This window comes from Alteromonas sp. H39 (assembly GCF_047556435.1).
Classification (GTDB): Bacteria; Pseudomonadota; Gammaproteobacteria; order Enterobacterales; family Alteromonadaceae; genus Alteromonas.
Window position 1 is genome coordinate 1,994,957 of record NZ_CP180210.1, and the last position, 25,158, is coordinate 2,020,114.

21 protein-coding genes are annotated in these 25,158 nt (G+C 47.6%); 11 read left to right on the forward strand and 10 right to left on the reverse strand.

Features of this window, described 5'->3' with window-relative positions:
- Window positions 1-92: 92 nt before the first annotated feature.
- From fldA to ACLBLI_RS08815, 5 genes are all read right to left on the reverse strand, one after another.
- Window positions 93-617 (reverse strand): flavodoxin FldA, encoded by a 525-nt coding sequence (fldA, locus tag ACLBLI_RS08795; protein ID WP_414830706.1) that lies wholly within the window; start codon window positions 615-617, stop codon window positions 93-95.
- A 31-nt stretch (window positions 618-648) separates the two neighbouring features.
- A complete protein-coding gene (locus ACLBLI_RS08800) occupies window positions 649-867 on the reverse strand; it encodes a DUF2788 domain-containing protein (RefSeq protein WP_218309627.1) in 219 nt (72 codons plus the stop codon).
- A gap of 110 nt (window positions 868-977) precedes the next feature.
- Complete coding sequence (locus ACLBLI_RS08805; protein WP_414830707.1) at window positions 978-1,763, reverse strand: alpha/beta fold hydrolase; 786 nt, start codon at window positions 1,761-1,763, stop codon at window positions 978-980.
- 68 nt (window positions 1,764-1,831) lie between these two features.
- Window positions 1,832-2,230 carry an H-NS family nucleoid-associated regulatory protein gene (locus ACLBLI_RS08810; protein WP_414830708.1) on the reverse strand — a complete coding sequence of 133 codons (399 nt, stop codon included), beginning with the start codon at window positions 2,228-2,230 and terminating at the stop codon, window positions 1,832-1,834.
- Between the two features lie 113 nt (window positions 2,231-2,343).
- The gene (locus ACLBLI_RS08815) at window positions 2,344-3,993 is read right to left on the reverse strand and encodes an electron transfer flavoprotein-ubiquinone oxidoreductase (RefSeq protein ID WP_414830709.1); all 1,650 of its coding nucleotides are present in this window, start codon (window positions 3,991-3,993) and stop codon (window positions 2,344-2,346) included.
- 336 nt (window positions 3,994-4,329) lie between these two features.
- Between ACLBLI_RS08815 and ACLBLI_RS08820 the strand changes: the two genes are divergently transcribed.
- Window positions 4,330-5,082 carry an electron transfer flavoprotein subunit beta/FixA family protein gene (locus ACLBLI_RS08820; protein WP_414830710.1) on the forward strand — a complete coding sequence of 251 codons (753 nt, stop codon included), beginning with the start codon at window positions 4,330-4,332 and terminating at the stop codon, window positions 5,080-5,082.
- Window positions 5,079-6,005, forward strand: coding sequence for an electron transfer flavoprotein subunit alpha/FixB family protein (locus tag ACLBLI_RS08825; RefSeq protein ID WP_414830711.1), 927 nt, complete (start codon window positions 5,079-5,081; stop codon window positions 6,003-6,005). The genes ACLBLI_RS08820 and ACLBLI_RS08825 overlap by 4 nt, the downstream gene beginning before the upstream one ends.
- A 132-nt stretch (window positions 6,006-6,137) precedes the next feature.
- On the opposite strand, the gene ACLBLI_RS08830 is transcribed toward ACLBLI_RS08825, so the two are convergent.
- On the reverse strand, window positions 6,138-6,446 hold the full coding sequence (locus ACLBLI_RS08830; protein ID WP_414830712.1) for an isoamylase early set domain-containing protein: 309 nt from the start codon (window positions 6,444-6,446) through the stop codon (window positions 6,138-6,140).
- A gap of 349 nt (window positions 6,447-6,795) precedes the next feature.
- Between ACLBLI_RS08830 and ACLBLI_RS08835 the strand changes: the two genes are divergently transcribed.
- From ACLBLI_RS08835 to ACLBLI_RS08850, 4 genes are all read left to right on the forward strand, one after another.
- Window positions 6,796-8,022, forward strand: a complete 1,227-nt coding sequence (locus ACLBLI_RS08835; protein WP_414830713.1) for an efflux RND transporter periplasmic adaptor subunit — start codon at window positions 6,796-6,798, stop codon at window positions 8,020-8,022.
- Entirely contained in the window at window positions 8,019-11,174 is a 3,156-nt protein-coding gene (locus ACLBLI_RS08840; protein ID WP_414830714.1) for an efflux RND transporter permease subunit, read from the forward strand. The genes ACLBLI_RS08835 and ACLBLI_RS08840 overlap by 4 nt, the downstream gene beginning before the upstream one ends.
- A gap of 1 nt (window position 11,175) precedes the next feature.
- A complete protein-coding gene (locus tag ACLBLI_RS08845; RefSeq protein ID WP_414830715.1) occupies window positions 11,176-13,308 on the forward strand; it encodes a prolyl oligopeptidase family serine peptidase in 2,133 nt (710 codons plus the stop codon).
- A gap of 211 nt (window positions 13,309-13,519) precedes the next feature.
- Complete coding sequence (locus tag ACLBLI_RS08850; RefSeq protein WP_414830716.1) at window positions 13,520-13,885, forward strand: hypothetical protein; 366 nt, start codon at window positions 13,520-13,522, stop codon at window positions 13,883-13,885.
- Window positions 13,886-14,084: 199 nt separating this feature from the next.
- Here the strand turns inward: ACLBLI_RS08850 and ACLBLI_RS08855 are convergent, their stop codons facing one another.
- Window positions 14,085-16,346 (reverse strand): TonB-dependent receptor, encoded by a 2,262-nt coding sequence (locus ACLBLI_RS08855; protein ID WP_414830717.1) that lies wholly within the window; start codon window positions 16,344-16,346, stop codon window positions 14,085-14,087.
- 109 nt (window positions 16,347-16,455) lie between these two features.
- Window positions 16,456-17,451: a GlxA family transcriptional regulator gene (locus tag ACLBLI_RS08860; RefSeq protein WP_414830718.1), complete on the reverse strand. Its 996-nt coding sequence runs from the start codon at window positions 17,449-17,451 to the stop codon at window positions 16,456-16,458.
- A gap of 131 nt (window positions 17,452-17,582) precedes the next feature.
- Between ACLBLI_RS08860 and ACLBLI_RS08865 the strand changes: the two genes are divergently transcribed.
- From ACLBLI_RS08865 to ACLBLI_RS08885, 5 genes are all read left to right on the forward strand, one after another.
- Entirely contained in the window at window positions 17,583-19,388 is a 1,806-nt protein-coding gene (locus ACLBLI_RS08865) for an acyl-CoA dehydrogenase (RefSeq protein ID WP_414830719.1), read from the forward strand.
- Between the two features lie 12 nt (window positions 19,389-19,400).
- A complete protein-coding gene (locus ACLBLI_RS08870; RefSeq protein WP_414830720.1) occupies window positions 19,401-20,408 on the forward strand; it encodes an NADP-dependent oxidoreductase in 1,008 nt (335 codons plus the stop codon).
- Window positions 20,408-21,169: an SDR family NAD(P)-dependent oxidoreductase gene (locus ACLBLI_RS08875; protein ID WP_414830721.1), complete on the forward strand. Its 762-nt coding sequence runs from the start codon at window positions 20,408-20,410 to the stop codon at window positions 21,167-21,169. The genes ACLBLI_RS08870 and ACLBLI_RS08875 overlap by 1 nt, the downstream gene beginning before the upstream one ends.
- A gap of 14 nt (window positions 21,170-21,183) precedes the next feature.
- Window positions 21,184-21,945 (forward strand): SDR family oxidoreductase, encoded by a 762-nt coding sequence (locus ACLBLI_RS08880; protein WP_414830722.1) that lies wholly within the window; start codon window positions 21,184-21,186, stop codon window positions 21,943-21,945.
- A gap of 233 nt (window positions 21,946-22,178) precedes the next feature.
- Window positions 22,179-22,622, forward strand: coding sequence for a YaiI/YqxD family protein (locus ACLBLI_RS08885; protein ID WP_414830723.1), 444 nt, complete (start codon window positions 22,179-22,181; stop codon window positions 22,620-22,622).
- Window positions 22,623-23,050: 428 nt separating this feature from the next.
- Here the strand turns inward: ACLBLI_RS08885 and ACLBLI_RS08890 are convergent, their stop codons facing one another.
- Together ACLBLI_RS08890 and ACLBLI_RS08895 are read right to left on the reverse strand one after the other, a co-directional pair.
- The gene (locus ACLBLI_RS08890) at window positions 23,051-24,241 is read right to left on the reverse strand and encodes an aromatic amino acid transaminase (protein WP_414830724.1); all 1,191 of its coding nucleotides are present in this window, start codon (window positions 24,239-24,241) and stop codon (window positions 23,051-23,053) included.
- A gap of 96 nt (window positions 24,242-24,337) precedes the next feature.
- Window positions 24,338-25,105 carry an NRDE family protein gene (locus tag ACLBLI_RS08895; protein WP_414830725.1) on the reverse strand — a complete coding sequence of 256 codons (768 nt, stop codon included), beginning with the start codon at window positions 25,103-25,105 and terminating at the stop codon, window positions 24,338-24,340.
- Window positions 25,106-25,158 lie beyond the last annotated feature (53 nt).

Below are 25,158 nucleotides of genomic sequence, written 5' to 3' on the forward strand. Positions count from 1 at the left end.
ACTGACAGTTCAAGCGAACTGATCTGCAACCCTTTCTAATGCGATAGTGAATTGACGTAGCTACCGTAGAGTGTCTGGTAATTTATCTTTTATCAGGCAAGCTCAGCAAGACATAGTTCGTCGTACAGCTGTTTACACCAGGCTTTCACCCGCTCGTCAGTGAGCTCAGGCTGTCTGTCTTCGTCAATGCCAAGCCCCACGAAATGGTCGTCATCCGCCATGCCCTTCGACGCTTCGAAGTCATAGCCTTCGGTTGGCCATTTACCCACTAAAATTGCACCTTTAGGTTCAACAATATCGCGGATCATGCCCATCGCATCAAGGAAGTACTCGGCGTAATCTTCCTGATCGCCACAACCAAATATGGCAACGAGTTTATCGTTGAAATCAATTTCTTCCAGTTCTGGGAAAAAGTCGTCCCAGTCACACTGCGCCTCACCGTAATACCAGGTGGGAATACCAAAAATCAGCAGATCAAATTCGGCAATTTCTTCTTTGCTGCTTTTCGCAATGTCCTTAACATCAATCAGGTTTTTACCCAATTCTTTCTGAATCATTTTGGCGACATGCTCGGTATTACCGGTATCGCTGCCAAAAAACAGGCCAACACTAGCCATAACCTACCCCTGTTTTCTCTGATTGCTTACGCTACACGCCCGTACTTAGCCAGAATAATTCAATTATCCCTTTCGCGACGAAGCCCAGGGCACCCAAACCCAGTACACCGTAAGCAACGACACGGCCTATGAGGGGAACATTATTCTTTTTCAATACGTCGTGAACTGCAAAGCCCATTAATGCGAAAAGGCAAACAAGGCCGCCATAAAGCATAATGGTCTCTATCAGTTCGTAATTTTCTGCAAGCATAATCTGTCTTAAAATAAAATCGGCGAAACTATACCACAGTCTATACGTCTGTCAGAGTGAAAAACGTTTAAAAATAACGGATGATGATCACTGTAAAAACGTGCTGGTATTCAGTTACATTTATTTAAATTTTTCTCAACAATTGCGTTAAACGCCTGTGGTTTTTCAGCATGAAGCCAGTGACCGGCCCCATCTATGATATGGGCTTTTGCATGGGGGAAATATTTGCTGATAGCCTCGCGATGTGACGATTGCAAATAGTCTGAATTTGCCCCTTTTATGAACAGCACTTTTCCGTTGTAGGTGGTGTCCGTATCTTCCCAGTCGCTGATTTGCCCGTAGCTTTTCTTCAGCCCGGTCAGGTTAAATCGCCATGCCCAGTTTCCTTCCTCAGTTTGGTAGAGGCTTTTTAGCAAAAACTGTCTGACGCCCGGTTCATTGATATGTTCAGATAACTGCTCGTCAGCCTGCTTACGACTTGATAATGTACTAAGCGAGACGTTTTCGAGCCCGGCGATTACACGTTGATGTCGGGGAGAGTAGGGAACCGGCGCGATGTCGGCAACAAATAGTTGATTTACCATATCGGGATAGTTAAGCGCGAAGCGCATCGCAATCTTCCCTCCCAGAGAGTGCCCCAGCAGCGTCGCCTCAGCTACGTTAGCATGATCTAAGGTAGCTTTAAGACACTCAACTGCACCGTCAAGGGTAAACACATCACGGTGAGGCGACTGCCCATGGTCCGGTAAATCGACGGAAAGTACGTCATACTCAGACTCCAGATGCCGGCGAATTGTGGCAAGATTATTCAAATCGCCAAACAACCCATGGAGCAAAACAACAACCGGACGTTTCTCTTGTGGTGATGTGCGTGAAAAATGTAAAAGTGTGGACATAAAATTGAGCAGGATTGTGTTTAGAGGAAGAAAAAAGCCGCTTAATGTTAAGCGGCTTCGGAGTATATTCAGATAGAAAAGTCTTCTAGCTTTTTGCCGTTTTCGATAGCGTCTTTAAATACTTTTGGCATACGTCCAATGCCTGTCCAGGGATGGGTTTTCCCTTCTTTATCTGTGAGCTGATATTTTACCGGACGCTTTTTCCCTGTGGTTTTCTTTGGAACTTCAGCAGAGAGCGACTTTAAATCATCAACATTTACACCAGCTTCTTGCATCTGCTTTTGGATTTCAGCGATTTTTGCCAGCTTTTCCTGCTCAGCTTTCTCTTCTTCCTGCGCTTTTTCTTTACGCTTTTCGATGATATTCGCTAATTTATCCTGAACTGATTCCAGTTCTTTAATGCTAAGTTCCTTTGTCGCACCTTGTAAACGTCTTCCGTGGGTTAAAATATCTAAGAATTCGCTCATTTATTAACCTTGCGTTTAGTGAAATAAATAGTTCGTTATTGATAGTAATTAAAAATCAGACAAAAAAAAAGCAGTATAAAACTGCTTTTTCACATTTAGCCAATTATTTTTAATTACATATTTGGATAGTTTGGACCGCCGGTACCTTCCGGAACCACCCAGCGTATATTTTGTGAAGGATCTTTAATGTCGCAAGTTTTACAGTGAACGCAGTTTTGCGCGTTAATCTGGAATTTTTTCTCACCCTCTTCTTCAATGACTTCATAAACGCCTGCCGGGCAATACCGTTGTGCAGGTTCATTATATTTGGGCAAGTTAACCTGAATTGGAATGCTGTCATCTTTCAATTGCAGGTGACAGGGTTGATCTTCTTCATGGTTGGTATTGGATAAAAATACTGATGACAACTTATCAAAACTTAATACACCATCCGGTTTTGGATAATCCGGCTTTTGGCATTCGTCTGCCATTTTCATTTGTGCATAGTCTTTATGTTCATCTTTCAGATTGACAAACAGGTTGCCGCCAAAAAAGTTTTGCTCCAACGTGTTAAATGCACCGCCCCAAAAATTACCGAATTTGTGAATTGCTGGTCCGAAATTACGTGAGCGATACAATTCATCATAGACCCAGGAGTTTTTGAAGTTTTCAGTAAATGTGTTTAATTCTTTTGTCGGTGATTCAGGATTTTCTGAAATGGCTTCAAAAATCGTTTCAGCAGCAATCATGCCTGACTTCATCGCCGTGTGGTTGCCTTTTATTTTAGCAAAATTTAACGTGCCGGCATTACAACCCACAAGAAGACCACCAGGGAACGTCATTTTGGGTAATGAATTAAAACCGCCTTTGGCGATGGCTCTGGCACCATAAGAAACCCGCTTTCCATTTTTCAGGTACTGGCTGATAACCGGATGGTGCTTTAATCGCTGAAACTCATCAAACGGGCTTAAATGCGGGTTTTCGTAATTTAAATCAACGATTAATCCTACGAGGATCTGATTATCTTCTGCGTGATAAAGATAACTCCCCCCTGTAGCATCAGACAACGGCCAGCCAGCAGAGTGGACAACCAGGCCTTCCTGATGGACTTCTGGATCGACGTCCCAGATTTCTTTAAAGCCAATGGCGTAATGTTGAGGTGAACTGTCTTTATCAAGTTCGAATTTTTCGATTAATGTTTTGCCCAGATGACCGCGGCACCCTTCCGCGAATACCGTGTATTTGGCACGCAATTCCATGCCCGGCATGTAGCCATCTTTAGGCTCTCCGTTTTCACCTACGCCCATGTCGCCGGTGATAACGCCACCCACGCTGCCATCGTCGTTATAAAAGATATCAGCTGCTGCAAATCCCGGAAAGATTTCAACGCCCAGTTGTTCTGCCTGCTCAGCCAGCCAGCGACACACGTTACCCATGGACACAATGTAGTTACCTTTATTGTGCATGGTCTTCGGCGTCATGGCGTTGGGCAGCTTGCGTGACGATGTGTCGTCATTCAGCAGATAAATATGATCTTCGGTGACTTCCGTATTTAACGGAGCGCCTTTTTCTTTCCAGTCCGGGAATAACTCATTCAGCGCGCGGGGCTCGAATACGGCACCAGAAAGGATATGGGCACCCACTTCAGAGCCTTTTTCCACCACACAGACCATTAATTCCTGGCCTTTTTCGTTGGCAAGTTGCATCAGTCTGCACGCAGTGGACAGACCTGCAGGTCCGGCACCGACGATGACAACGTCAAATTCCATCGATTCTCGTTCCACAGGAGGCTCCTTTTTCGTTATTTTTTATAATGCACTATTGATGAAACAAATAATGCTGAGTGTCAAAAACATGTAAATTAATTGTCGTCCTGAAAGGTAATCCAGGTTGACGTTTACGTCAACAGTAAGTACATTGCCAACAGGTTTACGTTAACGTTAATTCAAAAGACGCAGTCGAATTAATGAAACATTGAGTTTACCCCTGTTGCCTTATAGGCTTTTACTGGCAGTAACGGGATCTGGATGAAAACTGCTTGCCTGCAGTTGCTCCTCCTCAGGTAATTCATGATGCGTGACGGTGCCATGACACCGACAAACTCTACAATTGAGGTAACTATGAAAATACTCGTACCGGTCAAACGCGCAATTGACTATAACGTCAAGGTGAGAGTGAAATCGGATAACTCCGGCGTTGATTTAACGAACGCGAAAATGGCGATTAATCCGTTTTGTGAAATCGCCGTGGAAGAGGCCGTTCGTTTAAAAGAAAAGGGCATAGCGAGCGAAGTGGTTGTCGTCTCTATCGGCGTTAAAGCATGCCAGGAACAAATTCGTACGGCGTTGGCACTGGGTGCTGACCGTGGCATTCAGATTGATACCGACCAGTCTCTCGATTCGCTGCAAGTTGCGAAACTGCTTGCAAAACTGGTTGAAGAGGAATCACCTGAGTTGGTGATTTTGGGAAAACAAAGCATTGATTCAGACAACAACCAAACCGGGCAAATGTTAGCTGCTCTTACTGGAATGCCACAAGGCACATTTGCCTCTGAGGTTATTGTGGAAGACGGGAAGGTGAACGTGACCCGTGAGATCGATGGCGGCTTGCAAACTGTTGGTTTATCTCTGCCTGCAGTGGTAACCACGGACCTTCGTCTGAATGAACCTCGTTATGCGTCTTTGCCAAATATTATGAAAGCTAAGCGTAAGCCGCTTGATGTGAAGCCGGCTGCTGACTTTGGCGTGTCACTGGAGTCCAATGTAAAAGTGATCAAAGTGACGCCACCACCGCAGCGTGAAGGTGGTATCAAGGTTGCGGATGTAGCCGAACTGGTAGATAAGCTGAAAAACGAAGCGAAGGTGATTTCATGAGCATTTTAGTTTACGCAGAGCATGACAATGCAGAACTCAAACCGGAAACGGCAAAAGTGATAAATGCTGCCAGTAAAATGGGTGATGACATTCATATACTGGTAGCCGGTGAAGGTTGCGATGCCGTTGCACAAAGCGCAGCGTCACTGACTGGCGTGAGCAAAGTCCTGGTTGCTGATAACGCGGCATATGGTCATCAACTTGCCGAGAATACAGCAGATCTTCTGGTTGAAATGGCTGAAGGGTATACGCACATTCTCGCAGCAGCAACCACGACGGGCAAAAACTTCATGCCACGCGTTGCGGCACTGCTGGATGTGGCGCAGATTTCTGACATTATCGGCGTTGAAAGTGAAGACACTTTTGTACGCCCCATCTACGCTGGTAACGCGATTGCGACGGTTCAGTCTTCAGACAGCGTGAAAGTAATAACTGTCCGTGCTGCGTCTTTTGATGCGGTAGGTACAGATGGTAGTGCCGAAGTTTCCGCGATCGATATCGTGAAAACTGCAGATAAATCTTCGTTCGTTAGTGAGTCACTAACGGAATCTGAACGTCCAGAGCTGACTGCGGCAGAAGTGGTCATTTCAGGTGGCCGTGGTATGCAAAATGGCGAGAACTTCTCGTTACTCGAAGGCATTGCTGACAAGTTAGGAGCAGCAATTGGTGCGTCTCGCGCAGCGGTTGATGCCGGGTTTGTTCCTAACGATATGCAGGTCGGTCAGACAGGTAAGATTGTCGCTCCTCAGCTTTACATCGCCGTGGGGATTTCCGGTGCGATACAGCATCTTGCGGGAATGAAAGACTCAAAAGTCATTGTTGCCATTAACAAAGACGAGGAAGCTCCTATATTTCAGGTGGCTGATTATGGTTTGGTAGGCGATCTGTTTGACGTGCTGCCGGAACTGGAAAAATCGCTGTAACCTGTTATTACGCATTATTTAAAAGGCCGCTTTATGCGGCCTTTTTTGTGCGCAAATAAAACCGGTTGGTGATAACAACGTAGAGGAACCAAAACGGCCAATGCACCGATCTCTTATGTTGTTGGGGCGTTTTTATACACGAACAACAGAGTTGTCTTCAAAAGACACTGCTGACGGAGAATAGGCGTCTGCAGCCCAATCATTCTCCCACTTACCATCGTCTAGCAAATAGCGGAACTGATATTCATGATCTTTTTCAAGCGTGACAGTCTGCGTGAAGTCTCCATTTTTGAGCTTTTTCATCGGCTGAGTGCGTTGATCCCAGGCGTTAAAATCGCCGACCAATTTCGCAGACTCCGCTGCGTTTGCTTCGTTTGCGCTTAACCGAAAGGTGACTTTGCATACAGGTTTTGATTTCAGGTATTGTTTCTTAAGGCTCATGACTTGTCTCTCGATTTTGAAGTGTAGTGTAATTACTCCGCAAGGTTAAATAATCACCATATTTACGTGTATATGCAAGAGGTTCGTTATGTCAGTAGGGGGAATGTAATAAAACAGACTGTTGTATGAAAAATGTCCGCGCTACCCGTCGTTGTCCTTATAAACACGATATCGTGTCAAATATTCTTTTTATCGCGACACCGTTAATAATTTTTACAAAGTTCTCGAAGCAGGCAGTGAGTAAAGGGGCTACACTAGCCACGCATAAAAAATAAAAATCAGTGTGATAACAAAGTCTGAATGAGGCTTGTAGTTCATTGCACGGTCAATCTACGCTGAAGGGATGGTAATGAAAAATACGCTTATAAAGGCAGGGCTTCCTCTGCTTATATTAATTGTGGCAATTGCTGTGGCTACGATAATGGTAAAAAGCCGCAAACCTCCCGAAAAAAAGCCGGTAGAAGAAAAAGCCTTTCTGGTAGATGCAAAGCCAGTTAATACCCAGCCCGTTACCTTCAAAATAACATCTCAGGGAAATGTCGTTCCTAAGAATAAAACCAGTCTTAGTGCGCAGGTTAGTGGGCGTGTGGTATCGCTGTCTGAACAGTTTATTGCCGGCGGCATGGTGAATAAAGGTGACGTGTTAGCAACCTTAGAGCAGGACGATTATCTGACTGACGTAAAGCTGGCTGAAGCAGAACTGGCACAGGCAAAAGCGGCACTGGAAGAAGAAATCGCTCGCGGTAAAGTTGCAGAAGCAGAATGGCGCTCAGTCAATAGCGTAGTTCCTCCTGAACTGGGTCTGAGAAAACCGCAGCTCGCCCGTGAACAGGCCAACGTTAAAGCGGCGGAAGCAAAACTTGAGCGAGCCCGCCGTAATTTGGATCGCACTGAGATTAAAGCCCCCTACAACGGATTGATTGTCGAGCGTAATATCGATTTTGGCCAGTATGTGGCCACCGGCACGGTAGTGGGTACTGTATATTCTACTGACGTTGCCGAAATCAGGTTGCCGGTGACAGACAGCGATCTGGCATTTTTGGATGTGACAAAAGCAAAGGGTAATCGTGACAATGTAGAGTTGACTGCTTCTGTGGCTGGCAAAACGCGCCGCTGGCAGGCCACGCTCGTCCGTACAGAAGGCGTCAGAGACAGTGCCAGTCGGGTGATTTACGTTATTGCCCAAATTACCGATCCGTACCAGCGAAATGCCAGCAGCGATGAGACTCCTGCACTACAGTTTGGTCAGTTCGTTGAAGCTGAGATCACAGGAACGCAGGCGGAAGATCTAATCGTATTGCCACGGACCACATTGCGACTTGATAACACTGTGATGGTGGTAGATGAAGACAGAAAGCTTCGTATCAAACCCGTTGAGGTGGTGCGCACCAGTGCTGATAATGTCTACCTTTCATCAGGTATTAAAGACGGAGAGCTGGTAGTGGTGAGCGCGGTACCCAACCCTTTTGACGGAATGGAAGTTCGTTTACCGGGTGACGAGCCTGAATTGCCGGAAGAAGCCAAAAAGGATAAGCCTGACGATACCAGCAGTATCTCTCAGGAGGATTCAGAATGAGTCGCATAGATACAAAACACGGGGTGATTGCCTGGTTCGCACGCAATAGTGTGGCGGCAAACCTGTTGATGTGGATGCTGTTGATCGGCGGCATCTTTGGTGCAATAGGAATTCAGAAGCAAATCTTTCCAACCTTCGATATTAATGTCATTAATGTTCGCGTGCCGTATCTTGGTGCCGCTCCCCAGGAAGTCGAAGAGGGGGTGATACTTAAAGTAGAAGAGGCGATTAAGGATCTTGAAGGGATTAAGCAGATCACGTCCACTGCGGTAGAAGGGATGGGCACCGTCAGTATTGAAGCGGAAGAAGATTATGACGTACAGGCGCTGCTTGATGAAGTAAAGGTACAGGTTGATGCCATTCCAAGCTTTCCCGGAAATACCGAAAAGCCAGTGGTGTATCGCCAGAAAGTCCAACAGGACGTGATCTGGATTTCCGTGTACGGCGATGCTTCAGAGCGCGAGCTCAAAGAGTTCGCGAAAAGCATGCGGGATGATATTGCCAATTTGCCAGGCATTTCCAGTGTGCAGGTAGTGGGCGCCCGGGATTATGAAATCTCTATTGAGCTTTCTGAAGCGGATTTGCAGCGCTATAACCTGACCTTTTCAGACGTAGTTAACCGGCTTCGGCAAACCAGCGTGGATTTACCCGGTGGTTCCATCCGCACGGAAAACGGCGATATCTTATTAAGAACCAAAGGGCAGGCGTATACCGGCTGGGACTTTGCGCAGATCGTGCTGCTTACTGATACCAGTGGCACCCGCGTGACGCTTGGCGATGTCGCTTATATTAATGACGGTTTTATTGAGAACAATCAGTATGCGTTGTTTGATGGCAAGCCGGCTGTCAGTCTTCGTGTCCGTGCGGTGGGCGATCAAAATGCACTTGAGATCTCAGAGCAAGTAAACGGATACATCAAAAAAGCCAAAGAGACGTTTCCCGGTAATATTAACGCTGACACCTGGGGAGACAGTTCGTTTTACCTTGCAGATCGTTTAAATATGATGCTGGAAAATATGTTTTTCGGCGCATTATTAGTGTTCATCGTACTTTCACTGTTCCTCAAACTGAAACTGGCATTTTGGGTTATTGTCGGGCTTCCGGTATGTTTTTTAGGAACTCTGTTGGTGCTTCCGATTGATGCACTCGGCGTATCCATCAACCTATTGAGCTTATTTGCGTTTATATTGGTACTCGGGATTGTCGTAGACGATGCGATAATCATGGGAGAGTCAGCCTATTCGGAAATCGATAAAAAAGGACACAGCACAGACAATGTTATTGCAGGCGTTAAAAAAGTCGCCATGCCAGCCACCTTCGGTGTACTGACTACTATTGCGGCGTTTACGCCCATGTTGATGGTGTCCGGCCCATTTGGCGTCATTTGGAAGACTATCGGCCTGGTGGTAATCGTTTGCCTGATATTCTCTCTGATTGAATCCAAGCTGATATTGCCAGCGCACCTAGTGCACATGAAACTCAAACCCTATAATCCGGAAAAAGCTAACCGGCTTCAGCGTTTTCGGGATTTTTTCAGCGAAGGCATAAAGCGTTTCGTACAAAATCAGTATGCGCCATTTCTGGAAAAGGCGATACGCAACCGCTACGTGACGTTATCAACGTTTCTGGCGATGCTCATCCTGACAATCGGGTTGTTTGGTGGTGGCATTGTCCGCTTCGTTTTCTTCCCTAATATTCCAAGCGATTTTATGATGGCGACGGTTGAATTAGAGCCAGGTTCGTCATTGCAGCAACGTGATAATGCGATCTCAACGTTACTTGAGGCTATGCACAGGATGGATGACGACATTGAGCGCGATACCGGCAGTGGTGTGGTCAGTCACGCCATTGCGTTTGATAACGGTACACTTAGCGGCCAGGTATTCGTTGAACTAACAAAAGGCGAAACCCGCGAGCGCACTGATACTGAAATCCAACAGCTGTGGCGTGAGCAAATGCCGGAAATACCTGGCGTTAAAACGTTAAGCATTGGCTCGCCCGGTGGTCCTGGGGGCGGCTCAGATCTTAGTTTTGAGTTTAACTCTGCGAATATTGATGCCTTGCGCAGTATCAGTCAGGAGCTCAAAGAACGATTAGAAGCCTTTAATGGCGTTTCAGACATTAACGATACGTTCTCAGGCGGCAGTGATGAGATCCAGTTGTCACTTACGCCACAGGCAGAAGCGTCAGGCATCTCACTGCAACAGTTGGGGCAACAGGTACGGTACGGCTTTTATGGCGCGGAAGTGCAGCGCATTCAACGTGATGAAGAGGAAATTAAAGTGATGGTGCGTTATCCCAAGGAGCAGCGTACCAGTATTGAGCATCTTGAGACCATGCGTATTCGCACTCCGGGTGGTGATGAAGTGCCGTTTGAGGAGGTGGGCAACATCGAATTGGGGCAGGGCTTTGATACCATCATTCGTGTAGACGGGGAGCGTTCTGTTACGGTGACTGCGAAGGTGGATAAAGGCCAGTTAGATCCCGGTGAAGTAACCCGTGAGGTTGTTTCTGAGATTATGCCAGATTTGTTGGAGCGCTATCCCCGGGTAAGTTTCGAGCTACAGGGCAATTCTCGGGAGCAACAGGAAGCGATGATGGGGCTGCTTAAGGGGCTGGCATTTGCATTATTTGCCATTTATGCGTTGCTGGCGATCCCATTGCGCTCTTATTCTCAGCCTCTGATTATCATGTCTGTCATTCCTTTTGGTATTGTCGGCGCTATTGTTGGCCATCTCGTGCTGGATATGGCGGTCAGCGTACTCTCGATTTGCGGGATTATTGCGTTGTCTGGCGTGGTCGTGAACGACAGTCTGATAATGGTGGATTTTGTCAACCGGGCGCGCAAAGAGGGGCATTCACTGAAAGATGCAGCCATCAGCGCGGGTACGCAGCGCTTCAGAGCCATCATTCTGACGTCTCTGACGACCTTCATGGGATTGTTACCGATTGTTTTTGAGCGCAGTCTGCAGGCACAAATAGTCATACCCATGGCAATTTCACTGGCCTTCGGTATTCTGTTTGCCACGATCATCACCCTGTTGCTGGTGCCGTCTTTGTATCTTATTTTGAATGATATAAAAACCGTTTTTAAAGGCAGAAAGAGACAGGGCGGAGATGACGTCGGAATTGGCATTTCACAGGGAAATTAGTATGGCAGTAGTAAAAAAACAGATTCTACAAATCGTCGCAATTGTGGGTATCGGATTATTGGCAAGCGCGTGCAGCGTATCGGAAAATACTCGTACAGATAATAACAATATAGCGTATCCGGTATCCCGCACGGTCGCCCAAACGGATAATTATCACGGCACAATAGTTAGCGATCCCTATCGCTGGCTTGAAAGCACAGAAAGCCAAGAGGTTGCTGATTGGGTCGCGCAACAGAACCAGCTGGCACGGCCCTATCTTGAGGCGCTGCCTACCCGCGAAACGTATAAAACGCGAATGACAGCACTGTGGGATTATGAGAAGTATAATGTGCCGTTTACGAAAGGTGGCAAATTTTTCTACTCGCACAACAACGGGCTACAGAATCAATACGTGTTGTGGATGGCCAGCAGTGCTGACAGCGAACCCAGCGTGCTGATTGACCCCAATACATTCAGTGATGACGGCACGGTATCTATGGCCGGTTATGAATTAAGTCCTGAAGCTAATAAAATTGCGTATTTCACTTCGGACGGTGGCACTGACTGGAAAAGTATCCACGTGCGCGACGTAAACACGCTGAGCGACGAGCCGACTGTCATTGAGGGAGTAAAGTTTACTAATGTGTCCTGGCTTCCTGACGAAAGTGGATTTTATTACTCCCGCTACCCGAAAGACAGTAGCGGAAAATGGGACGACAGTAAAAGCGTCAGCATCTGGTTTCATCGGCTTGGCACACCTCAACAGGATGACAGGCAAATGGTATCTTTTGAAACGGAGTCCTCGTGGAATCCTTATCCGGTAGTGATAGATAAGGGAGATACCCTATTGATTAGTGTATGGGACGGCTACGAAACGAATGCCGTTTATACACTTGACCTTACCCAACCCTCTGCCACGCCCGAGCCATTGCTGGCGAAGTGGGATGCCTTGTATAACTTTATTGATAAAAAGAACGGCGAGCTTTTCTTTTATACTACCAAGAATGCTCCAACAGGGCGCGTCATTGCGTTGGATGAAGTGTCTGACACCATCAGGGAAGTGATCCCCGCTAAGGCTGAAGCGCTTGATGAAATTTCAATGTTGGATGGGAAGCTGTTCGCGCAATATATCAAAGATGTGAAGTCAGCAGTGTCCGTTTATAGCCTGGAAGGTGAAAAATTAAGTGACATCGACTTTGATGGTATTGGTAAAGTAGAAGGATTTTCGGGGGATAAAAACAGCACTAAAACGTATTATAAGCTCACCGGGTTTACCAACCCCGGTGCAATATACGAGTACGATTTAGAAAGCGCTGAAAGTCAATTATACAAAACCACTTCGGTTCCGGTTGATCTGGACGCATTTGAAACCAGGCAGGTCTTTTATACCAGTAAAGATGGCACCGATATTCCGATGTTTATCGTTCATAAGCGGGGGACAACATTAGACGGTAACAATAAAACGCTTCTGTACGGTTATGGTGGCTTTAACATCAGTTTGCTGCCGGGCTATTCGGTGTCACGCATGACATGGTTAGAACAAGGCAATATTCTGGCGATAGCCAACCTCAGAGGCGGTGGCGAATACGGACGTGAGTGGCACAAGGCAGGAACGAAATTACAGAAACAAAATGTTTTTGATGACTTTATTGCCGCGGCTGAGTACCTAATCGACAAGCAATATACCTCTCCGGGTAAGCTCGCGATTCAGGGGGGAAGCAATGGTGGGCTACTGGTAGGGGCGTCGTTGACACAACGGCCCGCACTTTTTGGCGCTGCGTTGCCTGCAGTCGGTGTACTGGATATGTTGCGTTATCATACACCGAGTGCCAATGCGCGCGCCTGGTCATCTGATTTTGGCCTGAGCGAAAACGCAGATGAATTTGCCGCGATGTACAAGTATTCGCCGGTGCACAATACCCAAAAAGGGGTGTGCTATCCGGCAACCCTAATTACCACCGGAGATCATGATGACAGGGTAGTGCCCTGGCACAGTTATAAATTTGCTGCCGCGTTGCAGCGGGATCAAGGTTGCGACAATCCAATACTGTTGCGAGTAGAAACCCGTGCAGGACACGGCGCAGGCACACCTACCTGGATGAGAATTGAAAGCTATGCTGATCAGTGGGCATTTCTGGAAGAGGCGCTTCAGTAATTACTGATATTATCAAACGAAAGGGTCGAAAACCGCAGTCAACGCTGCGGTTTTTTTATGCTACGTCGTTCGGGAAGGCCGTACATTTCAGTGTAATCACCCTGGCGTATTTTCTATGTCTTGCCTGTGACGAATAAAAAGTGAACAATTTGCTTGATAACTGTATAAATAAACATATACTGTATATGTAAACAGTTAAGAGGCGATAGTGATGGAAACAGGTATTAAAGCACTTGATAAATTATTGACCGCTCAGGGTATTAAGCTTTCTCCGGGGAGTAATGGATTTCAGTCAGTGACTGAATTACGTCCGGCTGATCCTAAAGTAGTAGACCTGAAAATCCCGTACTGTATGTATCAAAAAGTTATGATGCTGCCTCCTGGAAATCGGGTGAAATATCACCATTTTTATCTCCAGCACCGTCAATGCCGGTTGGCAAGCTATCTGGTTAATGAAAACGGCGACATCGTTGAGCAGGTGTTTTATCAGCGTGATGCTCGTTCTGTTGCTGCCTGTAAAAAGCTAGCGATCCTAATTCAGAAATGTTACAGGCTACATGAAAGAGAAGCTGCATAGCAGATTGGCAGCGGTAAACAGCTAATCACTTCGATAAGGAGCAATTCGCTGCAGCGCGTTGGTGAGCTTATGATCAAAGTGGCAAGAGATCTGACGGTTTGAAAATGTCTTCTGTGTTCTGGAGCAGCACACCAGTGAGTAGCAGGACATAAAAAAGCCGCTGTGACAGCGGCTTTTATTATATGTTGTTGAACAGCGATTAATAGAAGCTGATCTTCGCTTCAACACCCCAGATACGAGGCTCATTAATGATGCCCGTCAGGTTATTAAAGTCGATAGCCCCTTTCACATTGTCTTCATCAGTAATGTTGCGACCGAAAAGTGCAATTGTGTAGTTGTGCTCATAGTTTTCATAACCGATTCTTACGCCACCTTCGAAGTTGTCGTCAGTGGTGAATTCAACGGCATCATACAAGAACAGGTTGGTTTCACCCTGGAATGCCCAGTCGGTAAACAGGAACACTTCGCCTGCATCACCTACAGGAATAGTATAGCGCGCAGTAAAGTTGAAGATCGTTTCCGGAGCCTGTGGGAACGGGTTGCCATCAACAATAGCTACGTTACCATCCAGACGAGGATCCAGCACAGTACAGTTACCTGCGAAATCAGCAGATGAACCACATGGCTGCGCAGTAAGCGTGTCATCCTTAATTTCAGTATGGTTGTAGCTGTAGCCGCCTGTCAGGGTAAGCTGATCGGTTGCCAGCCACTGCACGTCAATTTCATAACCGTAACCAACACCTTCATCGGCGTTGACCAGAGACGTAAAGTTATTGCCACCACCGATAGCAGAGAACTGCATATCATCAATGGTGTAATAAAATGCTGCTGCATTCAGGCGCAGGGTGTCCTCAAGCAGATCTGACTTAAACCCAACTTCAACAGAGTTGATAGTTTCAGCGTCTGCTACAGAAGGCGCACCTTCAAACGCCACATCACGACCCTGAATAGTTTGGGCACGGAAGCCGTTAGCATAGCGGGCAAACAGTGATGCGCTTTCAGACAGCTCGTAGTTAGCGCTAAGCTCGAAGCTTACCTGGCCGTCATCGACATCGATAGGATCGTAATCCTGAATGCTGGCTGCGCCAATCACAAGTGCAAAACCATCTACGTTTTGCTCACCCACACGCAACGACTTTTCATCGTGGGTATAACGAATACCACCAGTAATGTTCAGTTTTTCGTTAAGCTGATAGGAAGTCTGTCCGAACACAGCCCAGGTAGTATTCTCATGGAAAACCGTAGTCGCACCATAGAAACCATCGATACTGGTAACGTTGAATGAGCTGTCAAAGAAGAAAGCACCTACCTGCCAGTTCAGTGGATCGGCAGTATTGCTGGCAAGGCGAATTTCCTGAGTGAATTGTTCAAGATCGTCAAGGTTGTCCTGCGTGATAGCCGTAAACGGAATTGGCGCCGGATATGCCGTTTCGCCAACGCCACTTCCGCCGTCAATATCACCCAGACTGTAGCCTTCAGCCTCTTCATAAGCCGTGATTGAAGTGAGTTCCAGATTGTCAAATGCATAAGTGAGCTTCAGTGAAGAACCAAACCCTTCATATTCCTGAGGATTGTTGTCAGCACCATCACCATCGATGTCGCCATCATACCAAACCGTATCACGGTCATAGTTTTCGTTAAGGTCATTGCTGCCTTTATCGAATACGTTAGCGCGGAATATGGACGCTGTGCCTTCCAGGTCACGACCGTGCACATTTAACAGCGCGGAGAAATCATCGCTTGGCTGATATAGCAATTGTGCGCGCCAGGCTTTTTCGTCAAACCCACCAAGCGCATCTTTCTGGTTCGTGAAACCATTATCAATATAGTCATCACGCTCTTGTGACAGCACCGAGATACGACCTGACAGATCATCGGTTAATCCGCCACCCACAGCACCTTCAAAGTTCATTGTGCCGTAAGAACCAAAGCCCGCTTTCGCATATCCTTCAAAATCCTGAGTAGGCTTAACCGTGTCGAATTTTACAATACCCGCCGTGGTATTACGGCCAAACAGGGTACCTTGTGGACCACGCAGCACTTCCACCTGCTGGACATCGAACAGTGGGAAGCTTTTTAGTACTACGTTTTCCATCACCACTTCGTCCATCACAATGGAGACCGGTTGTGATGCTGCCAAATCGAAGTCAGTATTACCCAAACCGCGAATGTAAAAACGCGGCGCTACACGTCCATTAGAGGACTCCGCATACAATCCTGGCACACGGACGGCCAGCTCAAGAATATCACCACCACCAGAAAACAGGCTTTCGAATTTCTCGCCACTTAGGGTAGCAATAGAAATTGGAACTTCCTGAATGGACTGGGTGCGCTTCTGAGCTGTTACAGTGATTTTCTCAAGCATTGCCTCTTTTTTTTGTTGTTCTTCTTGAGCCATTGCCGGGGTGCTTAGCGCGGCACTAATTGCCAACGCCAGCGTTGCTAGTCTGTGTGTTCTCATTTGTCCACCAAGAGTGTTGATAGTTATTTTGGGGGTTTTTGTGTGCAGATATGCACGCGGTATAAGATCTTACACGAAAATTGAGCAAAAAGCGTAGTAAAATTGAACGCTAGTGCCGCATAAATTTACTGCGGTATTGAGAGGGCGCGAGGCCGGTATGACGTTTAAATAATCGGGTAAATGAACTGATATCTTCATAGCCGATAATGTTAACAATTTTTTCCAGCGACCACGGCCGGGTTTCCAGAAGTTTGCGCGCCTGTTCAAGGCGTAGTGACTGCAAGTATTGCAGCGGTGTTACCCCGCAAGCTTGTTTAAACCTTCGCATCATGGTTCGTGACGTCATATTATGCTTATCTGCAAGCGCATCAATTGACATTTTTTGTGCATAGTGCGACTCCATATATTCCTGAATGGCCAGAATGTCATTGTCCTGATGAAATTTATGTTGGCGACTGCCCGCGTAAACGTTCTGATTGGGACGGGTAAGATCGAGCACGTGGGATTTCGCTGTATCACTGGCGACCTGATGGCCACAGTAGCGTTCTATCAACATTAATGACAAATCGAACCAGGCCATGCCGCCACCCGCACAAAAAAGGTTATTTTGCTGAGTCACCATCTTTTCCGGTTGCAGGTTAACCTGTGGAAATCTTGCACGAAATGTATCTGCATAGCCCCAGTGTGTGGTTGCCACTTTACCATCCAAAATGCCTGCTGCTGCAAGTAAAAACGCGCCTGTACAATTCCCCGCAATGTCCGCTCCGCCGCGCAATAATCGCTTCAGATGAACATGGATCCCGATGGTTTGTTCGAGAACTTTGTCCAGATCGCCGCCTATGGTAGGCACTATTAATAAGTCCGTGTGGCGGACATCTTCCAGTGCGATATGGGGCTTGAGACTAAGCTGGTTGATACAGGTTACCGGGGCGCCGTGCAGGGTCGCTAACTGCACATTAAATTTCGGTGTGACTGTCTGTTGATGAATGCGTTGCCAGCTGATACCGGCTAGCGCGAACAGGTCCAGTGCACCGGTAATCGCTGAAGACAGGGCATGGTCAAAGCCGACGATAGTTACGGTGAATGGTGCAGGACTAGTTTGCATAACTTTCTCTGATAATAAAGCCATTACTCTGATTAATAGTTGGCAGTATTGGCCATGATTGTGTCATTAACGACAATCTTGACACGAACCGTATTGTGACACAATGCATTAACATTTTCGGAGGACATGACATGGCCGATCAGCTTATCCCAAGACGAGAACTTGAATTCCAGTTGTATGAAGTGCTGGACACAGAAGCATTGTGCGAGCATGAACGTTTCAGCGAGCACTCAAGAGAAATTTTCAATGCGACGATGGATACCGCAGAGAAACTCGCGGAAGATTTGTTTTTACCCCATAACGCCAAGGCCGATATTCAGGAGCCTACGTTCGACGGTAAAAAAGTGACGATGCTGGATGACGTTAAGCGGGCATTTGATCAGTATCGCGAAGCGGGTTTTATTGCTGGTCATTTTGATTTTGAAGATGGCGGCATGCAATTGCCCGACACCGTGATGAAAGCCTGCGCTGGCTATTTTCTGGCTGCTAACCCGTCGACCACCGCATATCCGTTTTTAACCGCTGCCGCGGCCAATGTAATTAAGCATTTTGCCAGTAAGGACATTCAGAGCCTGTTTCTGCCGCGTATGCTTACCGGCGATTTCACCGGCACGATGGCGCTTACTGAGCCTCATGCAGGCTCCGCACTTACTGATATTCGCACCACGGCGAGACTGGCTGATGATGGCAGTTACCGGCTAAAAGGCAGCAAACTCTATATTTCGGCCGGTGAACATGAGTTATCAGACAATATTGTGCACCTGGTGCTGGCAAAAATACCTGGAGGCCCGCCAGGCGTTAAAGGCATCTCCTTATTTGTCGTTCCTAAGTACCGGCTTGATGAGAACGGTGAACCAGCACAGCGTAATGATGTCACGCTGGCCGGTCTGGTCCATAAAATGGGTTATCGGGGCACAACGTCTACGGCGCTGACGTTTGGCGAAAATGACGATTGCCATGGTTACATCGTCGGTGAACCGCACCAAGGCCTGCGCTACATGTTTATGATGATGAACGAAGCCAGAATTGGTGTGGGTTATGGCGCGGCAATGATTGGTTATCGCGGCTACCGTTATTCACTGGAGTACGCTAAAGACAGAACGCAGGGCCGCGCAGCTCCCAAACTGGCACAGGATGATCCGCCAAGCCCTATTATCCAGCATGGCGACGTCAAGCGTATGTTGCTGGCGCAGAAAGCCTATTGTGAAGGCGGTATGGCGCTGTGTTTATATGGTACAAGGCTTATCGACAGCATTACCACCGCCGCTTCCGAAGAACAGAAAACTGAACTTAGTCAGCTTTTAGACCTGCTGACGCCGGTGTTCAAAGCCTGGCCATCGGAGTTTGGACCGAAAGCTAATGATCTCGCCATACAGGTGTTAGGTGGCGCAGGGTATACCCGCGAGTATCCGGTAGAACAATGCTGGCGCGATAACCGTCTGAACCCGATTCACGAGGGCACAAACGGCATTCAGGCGCTGGATCTGCTAGGCCGAAAACTCTGGCAGGCTGACGGTAAAGGGCTAAAAACGCTGATGAAGTTCGTGATGGCGGATATCAAGCGTGCAGAAACACCGAGAACGCAAAAGCTGGTCGAGGGCCTCACGCCTTACCTTAATGCACTGGAGCAAGCGATTGCGCAAAGCGCTGGTGAGCTCAGAAGTGAAAAAGCGCCCGTATTGCTTACCAATGCAAGCTGTTTTCTGAATCTTTTCTCCAGTTGCGTCGTAAGCTGGATATGGTTGCGGCAAGCTATTGTGGCAGACAAGGCACTGGTTGAACGTGATCTTACCGATGATGACAAAGCGTTTTACGAAGGCAAAATGGCTGCCGCTAACTACTTTGTATTCTGGGAATTACCGCTGACAGAGCGGGATATCCGGATCTTAAAAACGCAGGATGAGACCTGCAACAACATTCAAGCTGATTTTTTCTAAAAGGATACACCTATGCAATATAAACAATGGCAACTTGCCTCGCGTCCCGTTGGTGAACCTACAAAGGATAACTGGAAGCTCGAAACCGTTTCGCTTCCGGATGTAAAAGACGGCGAGATTGCCGTAAAAATTGAATACATCTCTTTAGATCCGGCGATGCGTGGCTGGATGAATGAAGGCAAATCCTACATTGAACCCGTTCAGATTGGCGATGTAATGCGCGCGGGTACGGTAGGTGAGGTTATCGAGTCTAAAGCAGAAGGATTTGAAAAAGGTGACAAAGTCTACGGAAACTTTGGTGTTCAGGAATATGCTGTAGTCAGCGCCAAAGGCATTCATAAAGTGGACCCTTCACTCGCGCCGCTACCGCGTTATCTGGGCGTATTGGGTATGCCAGGTATGACAGCCTATTTCGGACTGCTGAAAACCGGCGAACCGAAAGAAGGCGAAACCGTGGTGGTATCTGGTGCTGCCGGTGCTGTTGGCACGGTAGTGGGGCAAATCGCAAAAATTAAAGGTTGCCGCGTGGTGGGTATTGCCGGCGGAAAAGAGAAATGTGATTACCTGGTCAATGAGCTCGGCTTTGATGCCGCTATCGATTACAAGAATGGATCAGTAAAAGAGGGCCTGAAAGAACATTGTCCGAAGGGCGTTGATGTGTATTTTGACAATGTGGGCGGCGATATTCTTGACGATGTACTCACCCGTATCAATCTTCGCGCACGCATCGTGATATGTGGTGCGATCAGTCAGTACAACAACACCACTCCGGTGAAGGGGCCATCAAACTATCTGTCACTGTTGGTGAATCGCGCAAAGATGGAAGGCATTGTGGTGTTTGATAATGCGAAAAACTACGGTGACGCTGCACGTGATATGGCTGGCTGGATTGGCGAAGGCAAACTTAAAGCCAAAGAGCATGTTGTGGAAGGGCTCGAAACATTCCCGGAAACCCTGATGATGCTGTTCCGTGGTGAGAACTTCGGCAAACTGGTATTGAAAGTGGAGCACAACGACTAATGGCAGCCGACGTTAAGGATAAGCACATACTTATCACCGGTGGCGGTTCTGGCATCGGCGCAGCAAGTGCTGCGCTGCTTGCCAGTCGTGGTGCCCGGATAGGCGTAGCAGATATTAACTCAGACACCGCCAGTGCCATAGCCAAATCGATTGTGGACAACGGTGGCGATGCCTATGCCCTAACCGTGGATGTCGCTGACGCTGATTCCGTGGCCACAATGTTCAGCGATGCCATCGCGCAGCACGGGAATATTGATGTTCTGATCAATAACGCGGGAATCGATCATTTCCCGTCGCCTATGGCTGATGTTGAGGATGCCGTCTTTCTGAAAAACGTGCAGGTAAATCTGGCGGGCACCTGGTTTTGTATGAAACAGGCGATTAAGCACATGCTTCCAAACGGCAAAGGCCAGATTATTAATATTGCATCGGTTGCAGGTTTGCGTTCTGCCCCTCGCGTTAGCGCCTACAGCGCCAGCAAACATGGCGTTATCGGCCTGACAAAATCCACCGCAGTGGAATACGCACGAATGAATATTCGTATTAATGCGGTTTGTCCCAGTTTTGTAGATACGCCAATGGTGCAGGGCGTGCTATCCCACCTTGACGAGCGCGGGCAAAGACAGATTGTAGGGGCCAACCCAATGAAGCGCCTGGGTAAGCCGGAAGAAATCGCCAACGCCATTGCCTGGCTATGTAGCGACGAGTCGTCCTTTATGACAGGTCAGTCTGTTGTATTGGATGGCGGCATGTTGGCCTAAACAAGGAGAATATTATGAGCAAATTATTTGATTTAACAGGTAAGGTCGCGCTGGTGACTGGCGCAAGCCGGGGGATTGGCGAATCCATCGCCAAGTTGCTGGCTGAGTATGGTGCCCACGTGATTGTGTCGAGTCGCAAGATAGACGGCTGTGAAGCCGTAGCCAGCGCCATTCGGGATGCCGGCGGCAAAGCCTCAGCTTATGCATGTCATGTGGGCGAAATGGACCAGATAACAGAGATTTTTGACCACATTAAACAAACTCACGGCCAACTGGATATTTTGGTAAATAATGCGGCGGCAAACCCTTACTTTGGCCACATACTGGATACCGATCTGGCCGCGTTCAATAAAACCGTGGAAGTGAATGTCCGTGGCTATTTCTTTATGTCGGTAGAAGCTGGCAAGATGATGAAAGAGCAGGGCGGTGGCGTGATCCTTAACACGGCATCGGTCAATGGCGTGGTTCCCGGTGATATGCAGGGGATTTACTCGATCACCAAAGCGGCTGTTATCAGCATGACCAAGTCTTTTGCAAAAGAGTGTGGGCCACTGAATATCCGGGTTAATGCGCTGTTGCCAGGTCTGACAGACACCAAGTTTGCATCCGCGCTGACTACCAATGATCAGATCCTGAACAAAGCACTCAAACAGATCCCGCTGGGCCGTGTGGCTCAACCTGACGAGATGGCAGGCACAGTGCTCTATCTGGTTTCTGATGCGTCAAGTTACACAACGGGGACGACGGTTACCGTAGACGGTGGGATGCTGGCATAACACGTTTTATGCGCCGGTGAGCCAGCATAGCTGAACCCGCGGCTAGAAATAGCATTGATAAACTACTCAGCAGGACCATCTGGTCCTGCGCTTTTTCCTGCGATATTCTGTTTTTACATTACATTGGCGAGCAGAACGCCGGATGGGAAAGCTGCCCCAGGTTATTCAATATCCACTGGCATCGATGATTCTGTGTCTATAAACTTAGCGAAATCGTGAAAAAGAGATAAGTTATGCAGATTTGGGTTGATGCTGATTCCTGCCCAGGCGTAGTCAAAGAAATATTGTTTAAAGCCGCCCGACGTACAGGGCTTCCTCTGATATTGGTGGCGAATCACCCGATGCGCGTGCCCCCGGATAAAAATATTACGTTTATGAGCGTAAGCAGTGGTTTTGATGTAGCTGACGATCTGATTGTTGAACGTTGCGAGCCAGGCGATCTGGTTATCACCTCAGACATCCCGCTGGCATCAGACTTATTGGCCAAAGGGGCGCGAGCGCTGAATTCCCGTGGGGATGAATTTGATCGTTCAACCATCAGAGCGGCTCTTACTATGCGGGACTTTATGGAAACCATGCGCAGCAGTGGAGAGCGCACCGGCGGACCAAAGGCGTTTTCCCAAAAAGATAAACAGAACTTTGCCAATGCGCTGGACCGGATATTGGCGTCAGCCTGAATGAATATCCGTGGCGTTTAACTTCAGACTGCATTAACAGTGTTTGGGAAGGCTCGACGAACAAGTTAAGCCATTTTTGTGTTTTTCGCAGTAGTTTGCGTAGTAACCGTTACCATATTCTGGCTCGAAATCGCTTCACATTAAGATTGCTGCAGGTTTCTTCTACATCGGCAGTGCGGCAGCACTTGGTCTCACAAACAGCGATGTATAGCTGAGATTGGTAATGCAACAGTACAGTACATTTTATCTGTATATTTAAAAGCCGTTGCTGAGATGCTTGAAAAGAACAACGCAAGGGTGCCGTATAACGCAAGACATGGTAAGAGCAGGTCTGACGTGTGCAGAATAGTCGGACAATGAAAGTAAATTAAGACAGGCCGCAGCGAACCATTAAAAGAGGCAGCACTTTCGTGCTGCCTTCGCATCGCTTACAGTACAGAGACCAGTGCTTTCGCCAGTGTGCCTACGTTTTGCTGGTTGATACCAGCAATATTCACGCGGCTGGAGTCGACGAAATACACGCTGTGTTTATCACGCATTTCACGTACTTGCTCAGGCGTGATACATAGAAATGAAAACATGCCTTTTTGCTGGTTAACGAAACTGAAGTCTTTATCAGCACCGTTCTCTTCCAGTTTTTCTACCAGCATCGCGCGAAGCGTTTGCATGCGGTTACGCATGGCATTGACTTCACTTTCCCATTCCTTCCTGAGGCTGGTATCAGAAAGAATAATATCAACCAGTGCACCGCCGTAGCTAGGCGGCATCGAATAGATTCCACGAGCAACAGACTGAATCTGTCCCTGTGCTATCTGACGGGTTTTTGAATCTTCAGTGATGATAGCGGCAAGCCCGACACGCTCACGGTACAAGCCAAAGTTTTTGCTGCATGAGGCGGCAATAATCACTTCCGGCAGGTTTTCGGCAAGCAGACGAACGCCATAAGCATCGTCTTCCAGGCCATCACCAAAACCCAGATACGCAACATCTAAAAACGGCAGAAACTCACGCTCTTTCGCTATGTCGAGTACCGCATCCCACTGCGCATTGGTGAGGTCAGCACCGGTTGGGTTATGGCAGCAGCCGTGCAGCAGCACAATGTCACCTTTCTCGACTTTCTTCAGTGCTTCCATCATGGCATCGAAACGAATGCTGGCAGTGTCTTTATCGAAGTACGGGTAGGTTTCAATTTTAAGACCGGCTGAACCAATCAATGGAATGTGGTTTGCCCATGTCGGATCACTGACCCACACTTTGGCATTATCGTTACAGCGAACCAGAAGTTCGGATAAAATACGCAGTGCGCCACAGCCACCCGGCGCCTGAACGCCAGCAACGCGATCTGCCATCAGCACGGGGCTTTTATCTCCCAGCAAAAGGGCAAGCATATTATCAATGTAGCCCTGGTGGCCCTGCGGTGTGATATATGTCTTTGAGGTTTCACGTTCCAATAAAATCTTTTGCGCCTTTGCGACCGATGTCAGGATGGGGGTATTACCTTGCTCATCTTTATAAACGCCAACACCCAGATCGATTTTATCTGGATTGTTGTCTTCACGGTAAGCAGCTGACAGACCAAGGATAGGATCCGGGGCGAGTTGGGGTAATACTTCAAACACAGTGCGTCCTCACGTTACGTGGTAATAAATAAGCTGACGGCATTATGCCACTGATGAAATAAAATACGAGTAGCCAGACTGGAATTTCTGTCATATTTATCTGGATTCGACCTGAAACGAAAATTTCCTGATATCAGTGAGGGTACCTTGCGGTGAGAAAGTTCGCTCTTGCCAGTGGCATTGTTGCTGATTATCCATCAGCAGCAGGGTTGAGGTTCTGGTGCCGTATTCCGGTGACTGGATAAAAATAGACGACAGTAACTTTTCCCATTCATAACCAATACCGGTTTCCGGCAACAGGTGATCTTCAGCTTTTTCATCATCGCGTAATAGTGTAAACAGCGCATCTTGCTGAAGTTGACGGGTTGACGAGATGTAGCTTGTCAGTGACTGCATTCCCCGGGTAACTTTTGGCCAGGGAGTTTGTATGTCTGCATTTGATAAGCCATGAATGCCATCTGAAAGTGGAAAAAATCTGTCTTGGGCGTTGTTATAAACCGTCAACGCTGTCAGGTGCCCATACAAAAGGTTGTAGCCATTGTATTGGTTGCGGCTCGTCCGCAGGGTTTGAGAGAACGCCGACTGGTCTTGCTGCGTTAATGCATTTACGACTAATTCACCCCGTGTTCGGGCGTCTGACTTCTGTTCCTGGTTTCGGATGTTAGTTAAGGCTGCAATGTTTCCGTTACGCGTAACGCCCATCCAGGTTCCGTTAGCCTCTAAATCCTGACCGGCCAGCAAGTCTGGATAAGATGCCCAGAAGCTCGAAGGCGCAGTGGGCCGGCGATGAAATTCATCACGATTGGCGGCGATAACTAGCGGATAGTCAGCATGCTGATTAATAGCAACAAATAAAATACACATAGCAGTCAATGGTCGATGTTGTATGAATATCCTCTCATGTTGCCAGCGAGAAT

Coding starts and splice junctions, on each gene's coding strand:
- fldA (WP_414830706.1), bottom strand. CDS start 617: ATGGCTAGTGTTGGCCTGTTTTTTGGCAGCGATACCGGTAATACCGAG.
- ACLBLI_RS08800 (WP_218309627.1), bottom strand. CDS start 867: ATGCTTGCAGAAAATTACGAACTGATAGAGACCATTATGCTTTATGGC.
- ACLBLI_RS08805 (WP_414830707.1), bottom strand. CDS start 1,763: ATGTCCACACTTTTACATTTTTCACGCACATCACCACAAGAGAAACGT.
- ACLBLI_RS08810 (WP_414830708.1), bottom strand. CDS start 2,230: ATGAGCGAATTCTTAGATATTTTAACCCACGGAAGACGTTTACAAGGT.
- ACLBLI_RS08820 (WP_414830710.1), top strand. CDS start 4,330: ATGAAAATACTCGTACCGGTCAAACGCGCAATTGACTATAACGTCAAG.
- ACLBLI_RS08825 (WP_414830711.1), top strand. CDS start 5,079: ATGAGCATTTTAGTTTACGCAGAGCATGACAATGCAGAACTCAAACCG.
- ACLBLI_RS08830 (WP_414830712.1), bottom strand. CDS start 6,446: ATGAGCCTTAAGAAACAATACCTGAAATCAAAACCTGTATGCAAAGTC.
- ACLBLI_RS08835 (WP_414830713.1), top strand. CDS start 6,796: ATGAAAAATACGCTTATAAAGGCAGGGCTTCCTCTGCTTATATTAATT.
- ACLBLI_RS08840 (WP_414830714.1), top strand. CDS start 8,019: ATGAGTCGCATAGATACAAAACACGGGGTGATTGCCTGGTTCGCACGC.
- ACLBLI_RS08845 (WP_414830715.1), top strand. CDS start 11,176: ATGGCAGTAGTAAAAAAACAGATTCTACAAATCGTCGCAATTGTGGGT.
- ACLBLI_RS08850 (WP_414830716.1), top strand. CDS start 13,520: ATGGAAACAGGTATTAAAGCACTTGATAAATTATTGACCGCTCAGGGT.
- ACLBLI_RS08855 (WP_414830717.1), bottom strand. CDS start 16,346: ATGAGAACACACAGACTAGCAACGCTGGCGTTGGCAATTAGTGCCGCG.
- ACLBLI_RS08860 (WP_414830718.1), bottom strand. CDS start 17,451: ATGCAAACTAGTCCTGCACCATTCACCGTAACTATCGTCGGCTTTGAC.
- ACLBLI_RS08865 (WP_414830719.1), top strand. CDS start 17,583: ATGGCCGATCAGCTTATCCCAAGACGAGAACTTGAATTCCAGTTGTAT.
- ACLBLI_RS08870 (WP_414830720.1), top strand. CDS start 19,401: ATGCAATATAAACAATGGCAACTTGCCTCGCGTCCCGTTGGTGAACCT.
- ACLBLI_RS08875 (WP_414830721.1), top strand. CDS start 20,408: ATGGCAGCCGACGTTAAGGATAAGCACATACTTATCACCGGTGGCGGT.
- ACLBLI_RS08880 (WP_414830722.1), top strand. CDS start 21,184: ATGAGCAAATTATTTGATTTAACAGGTAAGGTCGCGCTGGTGACTGGC.
- ACLBLI_RS08885 (WP_414830723.1), top strand. CDS start 22,179: ATGCAGATTTGGGTTGATGCTGATTCCTGCCCAGGCGTAGTCAAAGAA.
- ACLBLI_RS08895 (WP_414830725.1), bottom strand. CDS start 25,105: ATGTGTATTTTATTTGTTGCTATTAATCAGCATGCTGACTATCCGCTA.